This is a genomic window from bacterium, from assembly GCA_035549195.1.
Lineage (GTDB): Bacteria > Oederibacteriota > Muellerivitia > Muellerivitales > Muellerivitaceae > DASZRK01.
The window spans coordinates 1-14,787 of the sequence record DASZRK010000024.1 but is presented as its reverse complement, the minus strand read 5'-3'; the positions used below and the strand labels follow the sequence as shown (position 1 = coordinate 14,787).

The 14,787-nt window shown below is 60.2% G+C and carries 8 protein-coding genes; all 8 read left to right on the top strand.

The genetic code is table 11. From position 1 onward, the window contains the following. Positions 1–58 precede the first annotated feature (58 nt). On the top strand, positions 59–1,474 hold the full coding sequence (gene glnA, locus VHE12_06910; GenBank protein HVZ80522.1) for a type I glutamate--ammonia ligase: 1,416 nt from the start codon (positions 59–61) through the stop codon (positions 1,472–1,474). A 190-nt stretch (positions 1,475–1,664) separates the two neighbouring features. Next, positions 1,665–2,849, top strand: coding sequence for a choice-of-anchor L domain-containing protein (locus VHE12_06905; protein ID HVZ80521.1), 1,185 nt, complete (start codon positions 1,665–1,667; stop codon positions 2,847–2,849). A 154-nt stretch (positions 2,850–3,003) separates the two neighbouring features. Next, complete coding sequence (locus VHE12_06900; protein ID HVZ80520.1) at positions 3,004–6,834, top strand: hypothetical protein; 3,831 nt, start codon at positions 3,004–3,006, stop codon at positions 6,832–6,834. Positions 6,835–6,868: 34 nt separating this feature from the next. Continuing rightward, on the top strand, positions 6,869–8,881 hold the full coding sequence (locus tag VHE12_06895; protein HVZ80519.1) for a PorV/PorQ family protein: 2,013 nt from the start codon (positions 6,869–6,871) through the stop codon (positions 8,879–8,881). A 73-nt stretch (positions 8,882–8,954) separates the two neighbouring features. Continuing rightward, complete coding sequence (gene aroQ / locus VHE12_06890) at positions 8,955–9,401, top strand: type II 3-dehydroquinate dehydratase (protein ID HVZ80518.1); 447 nt, start codon at positions 8,955–8,957, stop codon at positions 9,399–9,401. Between the two features lie 13 nt (positions 9,402–9,414). Then, complete coding sequence (locus VHE12_06885) at positions 9,415–11,637, top strand: hypothetical protein (GenBank protein ID HVZ80517.1); 2,223 nt, start codon at positions 9,415–9,417, stop codon at positions 11,635–11,637. Further along, a complete protein-coding gene (locus VHE12_06880; protein ID HVZ80516.1) occupies positions 11,634–13,916 on the top strand; it encodes a hypothetical protein in 2,283 nt (760 codons plus the stop codon). Before VHE12_06885 ends, VHE12_06880 begins: the two co-directional genes overlap by 4 nt. A 51-nt stretch (positions 13,917–13,967) precedes the next feature. Next, the coding region (locus VHE12_06875; protein HVZ80515.1) for a hypothetical protein at positions 13,968–14,787 on the top strand (820 nt) is incomplete at its 3' end.

The following is a 14,787-nucleotide window of genomic DNA, read 5'->3' as shown; positions in this document are numbered from 1 at the left end:
TTTCGCTGATCCGAAGGTCCCATGGGTATGGGACCGAATAAATTCAGGAGGCTAAGGAATGACGCCCAAGGAAGTGATGGACCTCATCAAACAGAAAGACGTGAAGTATGTTGATTTTCGTTTCATGGACATGCCCGGCATCTGGCAACACACGACCTCGCCGGTCAAGTTCTTCGACGAGGATACCTTCAAGGATGGGAAGGGTTTCGACGGCTCCTCCATCCGCGGGTTCCAGGCCATCAATGAATCGGACATGTTGCTGATCCCCGATCCGGATTCCGCCTTCATCGATCCGTTCTTCGCCGAGACCACCCTGGTCCTCATTTGCAACGTGGTGGACCCCATCAGCCGGGAGCCCTATTCACGCGATCCCCGTTATGTCGCTCAAAAAGCGGAGAAGTACCTGAAGTCCACCGGCATCGCCGATGTTTCCTATTGGGGGCCGGAAGCCGAGTTCTTCATTTTCAACGACATGAAGTTCGACCAGAACATGCACAGCGGCTTCTACTCCGTGGATTCCACCGAAGGTCTGTGGAACCAGGGGCGCGACGAGTATCCCAACCTGGCCTACAAGGTCCGCAATAAGGAAGGTTACTTCCCGGTCCCTCCGACGGACAGCCAGATGGACATCCGCTCGGAAATGACCACGATCATGCAACAGATCGGCGTGGCCATCGAGACCCATCACCATGAGGTCGCCACCGGCGGCCAGGCCGAGATCGACATGGTGTTCAACACCATGGTGACCATGGCCGATATGCTCATGAAGTACAAGTACGTGGTGAAGAACGTGGCCCGTCGGCACAATATGGTGGCCACCTTCATGCCCAAGCCCCTCTTCGGGGACAATGGATCGGGCATGCACGTCCACCAGTCGATCTGGAAGGGCAACACCAATGTGATGTTCGACGAGAAGGGCTACGGCGGACTTTCCCAGGCCGCCCTCTATTACATCGGTGGGCTCCTGAAGCACGCCCCTGCCCTTTGCGCCTTCATCACCCCGACGGTCAACAGCTACAAGCGTTTGACCCCGGGTTTCGAAGCGCCGGTCAACCTGGTGTACAGCCAGCGCAACCGTTCGGCCGCTTGCCGCATCCCGCTCTATTCCAAGAGCGCGAAATCCAAGCGCGTGGAATTCCGCACCCCGGACCCGTCCTGCAACCCCTACCTGGCCTTCCCGGCCATGTTGATGGCGGGACTGGACGGCATCGAGAACAAGATCGATCCGGGCAAGCCGCACGACATGAACCTTTACGAGCTGGAAGGGCGCGAGCTGAAGAAGATCAAGAGCGTGCCCGGTTCCCTCAACGAGGCCCTGGACGCCTTGGAGGACGACCACGAGTTCCTGTTGAAGGGCGGGGTCTTCACCGAGGACCTGATCAACGAATGGATCAACTACAAGCGGAGCAAGGAGATCGACGCCATCCGCCTGCGGCCCCATCCCTACGAGTTCGTGCTTTACCACGATATCTAAGCCGATATCGGCCGTATCGAAGCCCTGTCCCCGAAAGGGGGCGGGGCTTTTTTGTTTTTGGGCCCGATCACAGGGCGGAAACCCCCACAAAAACCCCGTTCGGCGGCGCTTTCGGACCTCGCGAGCCGAAAGAAGCCTTCCCGGAAGGTATAATTGCCCTCGGCTGAAAATCCCACGGAAAGATGGTCCCATGCGCCGTTCTTCGTCCCGCTACATCTTCCTTTTCCTCATCGGGGTCACAGGTGTGGCATCGGGTCAGGCCCTTTCGGTGACCCCTTTGGGAGGGAACAGTCCGACGATCCTGGTCCAATCCCTTATGGGGATCGGGTTGACCTATAGCAATGTCACTTACCAGGGGAACGGTTCATCGGCCGGTACTTTCACGGGCGGGAGCGCGATCGTCGGGTTCCCCTCGGGGATCGTCCTGAGCAACGGGGCGGCCGCCAGCGTCAAAGGCCCCCCCGTGATCGGTGGGACCTCGACCTGCAACAGCCTCCCAGGGGACGCGGACCTGGCCGTCCTGGCCGGGACCTCTCCCGCCAGCATCTTCGACGCCAGCGTCCTGCAGTTCGATTTCATTCCCACTTACAACACCATCACGTTCCAATATGTTTTCGCTTCGGACGAATACAATCAATTCATCGGGGCTTTCGACGATGTCTTCGGTTTTTTCTTGAACGGCGTCAACGTGGCCCTGGTCCCAGGGACGACGACGGCGGTCTCGGTGAATACCGTCAACAATTGCGTGAATCCGGCCTATTTCATCGACAACAGCGGCGGCCAATCGAACGGTGTTTGTTCCGTTACCAAGCCTTCGGCTGGGTTGAACACGACCATGTGGGGCCTCACCACGGTCCTCTCGGTGACCGCGTCGGTCAATCCGGGGGTCACCAACCACATCAAGCTGGCCATCGGTGACGCGGGGGACTGCAACCTGGACTCGAACGTCTTCATCCAGGCCAACAGTTTCTCCAGCGGGCCGACGGCGACGCCGACCAATACCCCGACCGCCAGCCCGACGCGCACTCCCACCGCGACCCGGACCCCCACCAACACACCCACCATCACTCCCACCTTCCCCCCTTTCATGGATGACTTCGAGGTGGACAAGAACGCGTTCACCCCGCCGGGAGAGTCGGTCAGCATCACGGTCGGGTACAGCCAGTTCCCGGGGAACTATTCATTGCGGATCTATAATTCGGCCGGGGAGCATATCCGAACTTTGGACAGCCAGGGTCTGACCACCCCCATCCGTCAAACCTATGTCTGGGATGGGACCAACAAATATGGGGATAAATGCGCCAGCGGGATCTATCTGATCGCCCTGGAGGAGCCCTTTAATCGGAAGTTGAAAAAGGTCCTTTTGATCCGGTAGGGAAAGGGCCGTAAAAGCGCTTTGTTCACCCTTGGGGACCGGCCTTTTCCGCAAGTTCTTCGTGAAATTTGGGTAAATTTGCGATACTTTTATCCCTGGAAGTGTCAGTTTTAACGGTCCAACGAAAAACGTTTCAAAATCCTTGGGTGGTCTCATGAAATCCAAACAGTCCATGTTGAAATTGATGATCCCCGCCTTTTTCATCATGGCGTTTTTCGCGGGTGAAGCCTCTGCCCAAAACGTCAGTTTCAGTAGTATTTCCGTTTCGAATTCAGCTCCCAATCCCGGTTCGACCATTGGGGTCACCGTGGTCTATTGCCAATTGGGGACCTACATCGTCCCTAATTTCTATGTGGGCCTGAACCCCTCCCAAACCACCCTTCAAGCCTGTCCCGCGGCCAATCAAACCCTTTTAGTGGACAAGAACACGGGCTCCAACGGCATCAGCCCGGCCACCTCCACCGTCAATGAGGCCACCGATGGCGGCGGCGGTTGGGTCGGCGTGGGTTGGAACGGAACTGCAGCTTGTCCCACGACCCAGATCTGGAACGTGACCATCCCGGCGGGTCAGGCGCCCGGTCCGGTGAATCTTATCGTTCAGGAAAATAACTACTACATCGGTTGTGATGGCGCCTCCTATCCGAACATTTCGACCGTCCTGAGCATTCCCTTGCCACCTCCGAGTTGTACCGCAACGGTCCGTTCAGAGGCGGTCACGGCCGCTCCGAACGGTCTTTTCCTTTTCGACATCGATTATAGTTTTGTCAATGCCGGGGCCAGCAACATCCAGTACACCCTTCCGTCCAATGTGACTTTCGTTTCGGCGGGGCCTAACGCGACTTTTTCCTCGGGGGCCGTAAGTTGGGATCTGGGAAATGTGACCTTGGCTCAAACGGGAGAGCTTTGGGCCTTGGTCAGCGTGAACTCGGGAACGGCCGATGGGACGGTCATTCCCAATTCGGCCACCTTGAACAGCGCCAATTGCGGGACCAGTTCCTCATCCACCGCCAATGTGACGGTCAAGGTTCCCCAACTGACCCTGACCAAAAGCCAATCCGCTTCTTCACTGGCGGCCGGGTCGACCGTGACCTATACACTGGACTTTACCGCCATTGCCCGGAATCTTCAGTTCTACGATTCCTACGACAATATTTCCGCCGGAAGCAACATCAACCTGGCCAATGGGACCGTGAACTGGGGGTATGACGGGACTTCCTACACGGATTACCTGGGGCCTGTGCCGGGGGTCGATCCCGGGAATTGGACCGTCCGGTCGAACGCTTCGGGGGACCACTTCATCGAGGCGAAGGTCACCTATAACGGTGGTGGGGGCAACGGGAACTACCCTGAATTGGTCCGTAGCATCCCGGGAGCGGACATCTGTAACACCATCATCGTGGAGGGGGACCTGCAGATCCCGACGACGGCTTCAGGGGCAACGTCGGGGGCCGATGCCCACATGATCATCGCCTGCAATCCTTCCCAAGGGATCACCCTCAAGGCCGGGATCTCCATCGACAACAGCCCGGGCAATCTGTTCATCCAGAAGAACAACATCTATCCCCTCGATTCGGGGGCTTCGATCATCTTCAGTTCTCCGTTCGCCGTTTCGTCCAACCAGTGGTACACGATGATGGCGACCGTTCATTCGACCGGCGCGGGTTCCATTACTTATTCGGTGGTCCTTTGGCCCAAGGGCGATACCTCAAAGTCCGTGACCTTGAACTACACCGATACGACGGCGGTCTTCCAGCCGACTTGCTCGGGCGGCTGGCGGGCTGGTTGGCAGGCGGACGAAACAGCGGGGACCAATTGGTACAGCAACCTGAAGGTCTTCGGCCCGGGACCGGTACTGAACGCCTCCGTAACGGACGTGATCCCGACCGGCGTCTCCTATGTGGGCGCATCGGTCGCCCCAAGTTCCACGTCGCCCCTGGTCTGGACCGCACCCGGCGCCTTCCCCACGACCATCTTCTCCTTCGACACGCCCTTACAGTGGTGGGGGACGGTTTCCTGCCCCGGTCCCATTACGAACTCCTTCAGCATGACGGCCGATTCGGTGGCCCCCGTCACCTCCAATAGCGTGACCTTGACGGTCAACTGCTCGCCGACCCCGACGCCGCCCCCGGGCGGGTGCAAGGTCCTCCTTTATTACGACAACGAGGCCCAGGGCCTCTCCATGGCCCCGCTTATCACGGTCCTCCAGAACGCCGGGGCTCAAGTCACCTCGATCGGGGTCAACAGCCCGACCTACGATCCAAGCGGGGACAATTGGTCGAATTACAACCAGGTTTGGGACGCGAGGTTCTACTCCAGCCCCATCAACTACTGTCCCTCCACTGATTATGGGGATTACCTGAACTCCAATTGGCAGACCGCCGCAGTGAACTACCTGAACAACGGCGGGAGCTTCTTTCTTTATGGGGAGAACAATGGGTTCCCTAGTCGTAACGACTCCAACGGGAACGGACAGTTCCTCCAGACCTTGGGCGTCGTCAATGGTTCCTTCTTGTCCTGTCCCACGGCAAGCGGACCGTTCACTTCTTCGAACGACAATTCGAGCAACAACATCAATCTTCCTTCTTCCCTTCCTGGGAACCCGAATTTCTTTGGAGACGTGGTGGGCGGAATACCCTTATCGTTGATGACCAATCCAGGGTCGAGTTTCGTCCATCTGGCCTCGGGTTGGACCCACGTTCCTACTACCTTGGATCGTTCAGTCGCCCAAGGTTGGTCTGGAGCCTCCGAATTGCCCGGGCTAGCGGGCCCCAATGTCGGTAAAGTGTTCATGGTGTGGGACACGACCATGTGGACCGGCGGTGATTACACCGGAGGGAACGTCGCCACGATCAACGCCTTTTTCACGGCGATCTATCAATGGCTGGGCGGGAGCTCCTGCACCAGTCCCACGCCGACCTATACCCCGACCCCGACGCCTTCCTATACACCGACACCTTCCCCGACCCCGACAAATACGCCTTCTTGTTTCGTTTCAACTTCTGGTTCTTCTTCCACAAGCGCATCTACAGTATCTTCAGTCATTCTTCCGAGTGTTTCGGTTAGCGGGGCAAATCCGTTGCTGCTTGTCCAGATCGCCATTGACGGTTCATCGCCAGCTACCGTTTCTTCCGTAAAGTGGGGAGGCATATCGTTTTCAAAATTGAGTAATTTATCGCTGACCAGTGGGATCGAATTGGAGCAGTGGTATGCCGTTGGTCTTCCTGCGGCGACCAATAGTGTCAGCGTTTCGATCTCTTCCACCGTATCCGCAGTGTTCGTTGGAGCGACCCTTTATAATGGGGTTAATCAATCCAGTCCTGTGATCCCCGGGCAGGGTGGCTCAGAATGTTACGGTTGTACGACCCTAGATGAAGGCGGCCCTATTACTTACACGTCTTTTGGAGACCTGCAAGTTGGTACATATATCGGGATCGGAGCCTCGGGTTTTTCTTTCAGTACCGGCCAAAACACGAATTGGACCCAAAATAACTTCGGGATATTGGTGGGTGGTTTTGATAAATTTTATGCGGCGCCCACCAATAATGCCGCCATTACCCTTACGGCTTCGGCTGGTGTGAGCCAGGAATTCATCTGGGCGCAAATTCAAGGCGCCGGCTGCGCGGCCCCGACGGCTACACCCACCGTTACCCCGACCCCGACCATCACGCCGACCCCCATGGCCACCCCCACCTTCACCCCGACCCCGATCGGGTTGAACGTGTGGCCGATCCCCTACAACCCGAAATACGCCTATAACGGACAATTGAAGGCCTACCAGGTCCCGCCAGGGGCAACCATGGGCATCTACACCTTGTCCGGGGAGCAGGTCCTTCCGCCCATGAGCCCGGACGGGCTCGGTTGGATCAAGTGGGACGGCAAGAACCAGAACGGCGTCCCGGTCTCCGCCGGCATCTATTATTATGTGATCACCAAAGGCTCGACCGTCCTATTGAAGGGCAAGCTATTGATCGTGAACGGTAATTGACCTTTACCGTCCATTTCCCAGGAACACCGAACTTATGAACCACGGGCGACCGACCATCCGATCCTCCAGCCCCGCCAAGGCGCTGGCTTTGGCGCTGCTCCTTTTCTCCTGGGGCCAAGCCCAGGCGCAGGTCCAGACCTCCGGGGCCGGGAGCACCAGCACCAATTTCCAGAAGATCGGCATGGGGGCCCGCGCCACCGGCATGGGTAACGCCTTCACCGGGGTCTCCGACGACGTCAACGCGGTCTTTTGGAACCCGGCGGGCTTGGGATTGGCCCGGGGCACCCAGTTCACCCTCACCCACGGGGAATGGCTCATCGGGGTCACCCACGAGTTCTTCGCTTTCAGCCAGAACATCGGCAAGGACGGCGGGTTCGGGGGGAGCGTGGGCTACCTGGATTCGGGGAGCTTCCCCGGCGCCCTGGAGACCCCCTCGGGCCAATATGGCGGGGTGGGGGACACCATCAGCGCCACCAACTTCACGGGGACCCTGGCTTATGCCCAGCGCCTGGGCAACTGGATCAACGGCGACTTCTTCAAACATTCCTTCATGGGCATCAGCGCGAGTGTCGTGGGCCAGAACGTCGTCAATGTGGGGAACGCAGGCGCCGCCTTCAACATCGGCTACCTTTATGAGATCCAGCGACGGACCTTCTACGTGGGCGCGGTACTCTTCAACCTGGGTACCCACATCCAGGATTTTTCCCAACCTCTCATGTACAAGATCGGCGGGTCCTACAGCCTCCACAATGTCCTGATGAAGAAGGACCGCAACATCTTCGCCCTGGATCTGGACGGCCACTCGGACACGGGGTTCAAGATCGGGGCGGGGGACGAGTACAAAATGAACCTGGGCCGTGACGACGTGTTCCTTCGCCTGGGCTACACCACCGTAGCCGATCTGGCGGGCATCACCGCCGGGGCGGGCGTGGCCCACCGCTTCGACGATTTCACCGCGGGCCTCGACTACGCCTTCGTGCCCTATGGGGCCCTGGGGGATACCCACCGCATCACCCTCAACATGATCATCGGGGACACGCTCATCAAGCCCGAGGCCTACGTCTATTCGGCCCCCACCTTCGTTCTGGGCAAGGAGACGGCGAAATACACCTTCTCCACCAAGTCCGAGGAGCCCATCACCGAATACAAGGTCACCATCTACGACCCCTCGGGCAAGCCCATCAAGAGCGTCAAAGGGAAGGGGAACCCGCCCTCGAACTATATGTGGGACGGCCGCGACCAGAAGGGCGAATTGGTGCCCCAGGGCGATTACCGGACCACCCTGGAAGTGACCGATGACAACGACCTCACCGCCAGCTCCCATCCCTCCCAGACCTACGCCAAATGGGTGCCCCAACGCGTGCCTTACCAGTATTCCTTCGGCGTCTCGGGCGACCTGCTCTTCGACTCGGGGAAGTCCGACCTCCTGCAGCGGGGTTATGACGCCATCCAGAAGGCGGCCCAGGCCATCCGCGTCCGCTATCCGGACAGCTTGATCATCATCGCCGGACACACCGACGACCAGCCCCTGGCCAAGACCGCCAAGTACAAGGACAACCAGGAGCTTTCCCTGGCCCGCGCCCAGGCGGTGATGGATTACCTGATCAAGAGCGGGATGGACCGCACCAAGCTGAGCGTGGTGGGTTACGGCGACACCAAGCCCATCGCCCCCAACAACACCCCCGAAGGGCGGGCCAAGAACCGCCGGGTGGAGCTGGTCGTTTCCGGGGTCGTGGAGGCCTCGGCGGGAGACCTGATCGACGAGGGGATGATCCAGTTCAAGGACGGCAATTTCCGCGGGGCGCTGGACCGGTTCCTGAAGGCCATCGAGGCCGACCAACGCAATGCCAAGGCCTATCACCTGGCGGGGGATTGCTACCTGCGCCTGGGTGGGAAGGCCCAGGCCATCGAGGCCTATCGCAAGTCCCTCAAATGGAACCCCAACGACAAGCCTTTGAAGGATTGGATGGACCAGAACGCGCCCGGTCCCGCCGCCAACCCCGCGCCCGCGGCGGCTCCCGCCCTGCCCCTCCCGAACGGGAAGTAAGGGGATTTTCCCTGGCAGGGGCCCCTTCCGCCCGGTTAGCATAGGGTCTCTTCATCCAAGGAAGGCATAACCCATGCGCAAGATCCTCGTGCTTCACGGACCCAACCTGAACCTGCTGGGGGAGAGGGAGCCCAACGTTTATGGGTCCTTCACCCTGGAGGAGATCAATCGCGACCTGGGAGCCCTGGCCCAGGAGCTGGACCTCGAGTTACGGATCATCCAATCCAATCATGAGGGCGAGATCGTCGAGACCCTCCAGAATTCCCGCCATTGGGCCGAGGTCATCCTCATCAATCCGGCCGCCTATACCCATACTTCAGTGGCCATCCGGGACGCCCTGGCGGCCATTTCGGTGCCCGCCATCGAGGTGCATCTTTCCAACATCCACGCCCGGGAAGGTTTTCGTCACTCCTCCCATGTGGCGCCGGTGGCCGTGGGCCAGATCTCCGGCTTCGGGAAGAACAGCTACCTTCTTGCCCTGCGGGCCGCGGCCGAATTGACCCTTCCTGCCAAGAAATAGACGGTTCCACCCCTTGGGACCTCGAAGGACCGGGACAAAGGGACCTCGCCTTCTTTTCCATCCTTGGTTCCCGTTCCTCCTCGCGGCACTGGCGGTCTTCGCGCCGCTCCTTTTCGCCGGCCAGGCCTATTTCGACGGGGACCTGATCGCCTATTACGTCCCCATGCGGACCTTCCTGCGCAGTTCCGTCCTTTCCGGTCATCTCCCCCTTTGGTGTCCCTATCTGATGGGCGGGCAGCCTTTTTTCGCCGATCCCAACACCCAGGCGGCCTATCCCCTGACCTATTTTTTCATCTCTTTCCCGGTCCCTTATGGTTTCGGGCTTTTCTATTTCGTTCATTTCCTCATCGCCTGCCTGGGGATGTATTTTTGGACGGGTACGTTGGGGCTCTCTCGGGAGGCCCGGATCCTGGGCGGCCTTCTTTTCGCCTTCTCGGGTTTCTTCTGGTGGGAGATCATCCATCCGCCGCTCTTGGCCGCCTATGCCTGGCTGCCTTGGTGGGGAGGGGCCTTGGAAATGTTCGCCCAAAAGAAGAGCCGGGGATGGGCCTTCCGCGGCGGCCTGGTCTTTGCCCTTTTGTTCCTGGCGGGTAATTTCCAGGTGACGTTAGGCGCCCTTTATGGGGGTGGAGGCTACCTGGCCTTCCGGCTTTGGTCCCCGGAAAGGAACGCTCCGGCAAGCCCGGGGGGGCGAGGATGGGCCCTGTCGGTCCTTTATTTCCTTTGGGGTGCTTTGCCGCTCCTGATCCTTTGGATACCGGCTTGGGAATTCCTGGGACGTTCACAGCGGTGGAATGGGCCAACGGATTACGGGACTTTCCAGGCCGACCTCTCCCTCGATCCCAGGTCCCTCCTTGGGGTGCTCTTTCCCCTGGCGACCCTCGATGGGAGCGGGGGAAAATCTATCCAGGATCACCTGGTCAATGCCGCTTACCTAGGCCCGGCTTCTTTTTTTCTGATGGCCGTGGGGTTCCGGGGTAAAGGGAAATTCCCTCTCTACCTGGCGGTGACAGCCTGTACCGCGCTCCTTCTCTCCTTCGGTAGGTTCTTCCCGCTCCACCGGTGGTTCTGCGATTGGGTGCCGGGTTTTGGTCTGATGCGGGCCCCTTTCCGTTATCTTTTCCTTTATGTCACCGGGGGGACATTGCTGGCGGTCTTAGGATTCGAAAGACTCTTCGGCGGTAAAAAAGGGGGCCGGGACCTGGTCCCTTGGGTTTTCCTGGCTTACGTCGTTCTGGTGACGGTATTGGGATTTGGGGTCCATGGATGGAATGCCCTGGTCCAGGCGGCATCCCTAGGCCTGGGAGCCGTGGCCCTTTTCGCTTTTCGCTTCGCCCTCCGGCCCTGGGCCCGTTGGGCTTTCGTCCTTTCGGTCCTATTGGCCCTGATGCCTTTTGCCTGGACCGGCGCCAGTTCCCGCCGGGGGCCGGCGGATAATTTCGACTACCAGGGCCGTTCCGCCGAACTGCGGTGGCTCGACGGGCAGGCGAAGGAGGGAAGGGCGATCATCGGGAACCATTTGCCCTATCCCGTCCGGACCGGCGGCCGGACCGAGGATAGGGAGTTGTCCCCGGACGCGGCCTGTGTTTCCCGGACCCGGATCGTGTTCGGTTATAATCCGCTTTCCTTGGTCTCGATCACCGATCTCTATACCCTCCCTTCCAGGACCCTTCTTCGTTTGATGGCCGTCCGTTGTTATGCGTCCGCCGATGAAAAACGAAGGGTCAGGGGGTTCTCGGTGGAGGACCATGGCCCGGTCGCATTAGGACGGAACCTGGAGCAAACACCTTTCGTCTATTCCCCCCGGACGAGCATGATCGTTCCCGATGCCGGCCGCTGTTTGGACCTGATGCGGGGCCCGAAATTCGACCCCCGGGTCCTCTCCCTCTTCTCCGGGCTGCCCGAGGGGGCGGGTCCGATCGATCGCAAGGGGTTGGCCGCCTGCGAAAGGTCGCGGGACGATCCCGATGACCAGGTCTTCCGGGTCCGGATGGCCGGGGGAGCCCCCCTGGTCTTTTCCGAGATCATGTACCCGGGTTGGAAGGCCTGGCTGGACGGGAAGGAAGTCCCGATCGTGACGGCCAACCACGCGTTCCGGGCCCTTTGGGTCCCGTCGGGTGAGCACGAGGTCCGCTTCCGTTTCCTGCCCGTTTGGGCGCCTCTTTTGACCTGGGGCGCGGTCCTATGGGTCTTGTCGTTGTTGGTCTTCGGGCCTTGGAGGGTCGTAAAGCCATGAGAAAAAAGACCCGCTCCCATCCTGGATCCCGCCAGGGGAAGCCCACCCTCGAGAAGGAAGCCGGCTTCGGCCGTTCCTTTGGGTCCTATGGGGTCCTGGGGTCGATCGTGTTCTTTCCCTGCCTTTTCCTGGGCCGGGTCTTCTTCGATGGGGACCTGCTGAACTCCAACCACATCGCCCGGAAATTCATGCAAGGTCAGTTGTTCTCGGGCCACATCCCCCTTTGGAACCCATTCCTGTTCGGCGGCCAGCCCTTCCTGGCCGACGGGGACTGGATGGTCTGTTATCCCTTCCTTTATCCGACCCTGCTTTTTCCCGTGGAATACGGTTTCGCCATTTTCCACCTGATGTGTTTCCTCATCGGGGCCTTGGGCATGCATCTCTGGCTCAAGGCGCTGGGCCTTCCGGAGGGGGCCCGGCGGGCGGGGGCCCTGACCTTCGCCCTGAGCGGTTATTTCTGGTGGGAGATCATTCACCCGACCGAATTGGCGGCTTTCGCCTGGGTCCCTTGGTGGGCGGCCGCCCTGGAAAAAGCCTCCGAAAAACTGGAGCCCAAATGGTTCATGGCCGCCGGACTCGCATTGATCCCTCTTTTCAACGCGGGGAACTTCCAATTGACCATGGGGGCCCTTTATGGCGGTGCCCTTTACTTGGCCTGCCGCCTCCTCACCCGCCTGGACTGGCGGAAGGGAAAGGACAAGGACCGTCGCCTCATCTCCGCGCCCCTTTTCCTGGTCTGGGGCGCCCTCCCCATCCTCGCCTTTTGGATCCCGGCCTGGGAATTCATGAGTCGTTGCGACCGGCTCCATGGGTCCTTGGACTACGCCACCTTCCAAGCGGATTACTCGCTTTCGCCCGCCAGGCTTTGGCAGTTCTTTTTTCCCGTGGATCCCTTCGGGGGCGGAAGGGAAGCCCTTCGACCGATGGACGATTACCTGGCCAATGGAGGTTACCTGGGTCCCTGGGCCCTTTTCCTCGCGGGCCTCGCCTTCAAGCGCCGGAAGGGCCCGCTGGTCCCGACCCTCGCCGCCTTGGGGCTCGCGGCCCTGTTGCTGGCGGCGGGGAAGTTCCTTCCTTTCCATCGGTTGGCTTGCACCCTGGTGCCCGGGATCGGCCTGGCCCGCGCCCCTTTCCGTTATGTCTTCCTTTACGTGGCGGCCTTCAGCGTGTTGGCGGCCATCGGATACGGCCGTTTGAGGGAACTCCTCGAACCGCGGGCGGGGAAGCGGGGGATCCCCAAGGTCCTGGTCGCCGCGTGCCTTTATGGGGCGGCGGTCCTGGCCCTGTCCTTCGGGAAGGACCAGGCATGGCCCCAATGGTTCGGGGTGGCTTCGGGACTCGCCGCCTTCTTCGCCCTTTGGAAAAGACCCAAGCGCTCCTGGCCCGTTTGGCTTTTTCTTGGATCGCTCGTCCTGACCCTGACCGCTTCCGGCTGGAGCTTTTGCACGAGCCGCCTGGGGCCGGCCTCCAATTTCGATTGGGAGGCCCGTTGCCCCCTCCTGACCCAGTTGCGGGAAAGGACGGGTTTGGCCCGGACCTTCATCGGGGACGCCATCCCTTATCCGGTGACCACGGGCAAAAAGGGGATGAAGACCGTGGTCCCCACCGATGTGGCCATGGCCACGGACATCCGTAATGTCAGCGGCTACAACCCCCTCTGCCTCCAGGCGGCGGCCGACCTTTATTCCCTGCCTCCCGGGAAATTCGTACCCCTCTTGGCGGTGAAGGGATTCCTCACCGGGGACGACCGGTGGCATATCCAGGGTTTCCATTGCGTACCTTGGGGGGACGTCCGCTATTGCGAGAACGACCATCCGGTCTCCTTCGTCTACGCTCCCCGCCGGGTCCAAACGGTGGTGTCGGACAAGGAGCGCCTGGCCTTGATGAGCCACCCCAAGTTCGACCCTTACCAGATCTCTTTCCTTTCAGAACCCGTGTCCCTTTTTGAGACGGATCGGGACGCCGACCTGACCTATTCCCTGGTGGAAGGGGATTCGGACCATGAGACCTTCCAGGTCTCCTTGGACCGGGCGGGTTATGCGGTTTTTTCCGAAGAGATGTACCCGGGATGGAAGGCCCGAGTGGATGGGGAACCGACAGCCCTCTATACGGCCAATCACGCCTTCCGGGCCCTTTGGCTTTCCGAAGGGAAGCACCGGGTGGAGTTCCGCTATGAACCCGCCTGGGGTGTGCCGATCCTTGGGGGTCTCCTCTTATGGGCGCTCTCCTTGTTCCTTTGGAGGACCGCCTGGCTCCGCCGCTGGACAGGGATGGGATAACCCGGCTCCTTTCCTTGGGCGTGGGCCCGGGGCCCTTGTTAAAATGGCCCCATGAAATTTCCCGGAATGTCCCGCCTTTCCCCCTCCTTCCTTTGGGAAGCCCCGGTTTTCATCCTCCTGGCCTATCTTCTTTTGCATCCCCCGATGGTCTATCCGCAAGCCATGGCCGTGGCCCTGGGTGGGGTCCTTTTTCTGGTCCTTTTCCAGAGGGTGAAGTTCCTCGAAAACCTGGGAGGGGCCTGGTGGCTTTTCCTCGCCTATGCCCTGGTCGCGTCCTTTTCCGCTTATGTCCCCGGGTTGGCCCTCCAGGGATCCGGACTTCTTTTTGGGGGAACCCTGCTCTATCTCCTGGCCGCCCAAAGGCCGGAAGGGAGCAAGAAACACCTGGAGACCTGGCTGTTGATCTTGGGGGCACTGGCCTCCCTTTGGGCCTTGGCCCAGTGGGCTTGGGGCTTCGACCAGCTCAAGTTCCAGTTGGCGGGATTGTCCAAGGCCGATTTCCTGGCGGTCGAAAAGGCCATCTATTACCGCAGGCCCTCCGGCCCCTTCGCCACCGTGGGCTCCCTGGCCGCTTTCCTTTTATTGCTCGTTCCCTTGGCCGTGAGCCGGGTCCGGGCCGGTTCCAAGGCGAGGCTCCATGCCGGTTTGACCCTTCTCTTTCTCGTGACCCTGGCCCTCACCCAAAGTGTGGGGGCTTGGGTGAGCCTGGGGGCGGCCCTCCTGACCCTTTTGGTCCTTCGCCGGGAGGCAAAATGGACCGGGATGATCCTGGCGGTCCTGGCCTTGGCCTTGGGGGTCATCCTTTTCACCCGGGGTTGGCACCAATGGGCGGTCGGCGCCTTGGGCATGCGGGCCCTTCTCTGGGATTCGG

Bases quoted from the DNA above. Each gene is read 5' to 3' on its own strand.
- glnA (HVZ80522.1), top strand. From the start codon at position 59: ATGACGCCCAAGGAAGTGATGGACCTCATCAAACAGAAAGACGTGAAG.
- VHE12_06905 (HVZ80521.1), top strand. From the start codon at position 1,665: ATGCGCCGTTCTTCGTCCCGCTACATCTTCCTTTTCCTCATCGGGGTC.
- VHE12_06900 (HVZ80520.1), top strand. From the start codon at position 3,004: ATGAAATCCAAACAGTCCATGTTGAAATTGATGATCCCCGCCTTTTTC.
- VHE12_06895 (HVZ80519.1), top strand. From the start codon at position 6,869: ATGAACCACGGGCGACCGACCATCCGATCCTCCAGCCCCGCCAAGGCG.
- aroQ (HVZ80518.1), top strand. From the start codon at position 8,955: ATGCGCAAGATCCTCGTGCTTCACGGACCCAACCTGAACCTGCTGGGG.
- VHE12_06880 (HVZ80516.1), top strand. From the start codon at position 11,634: ATGAGAAAAAAGACCCGCTCCCATCCTGGATCCCGCCAGGGGAAGCCC.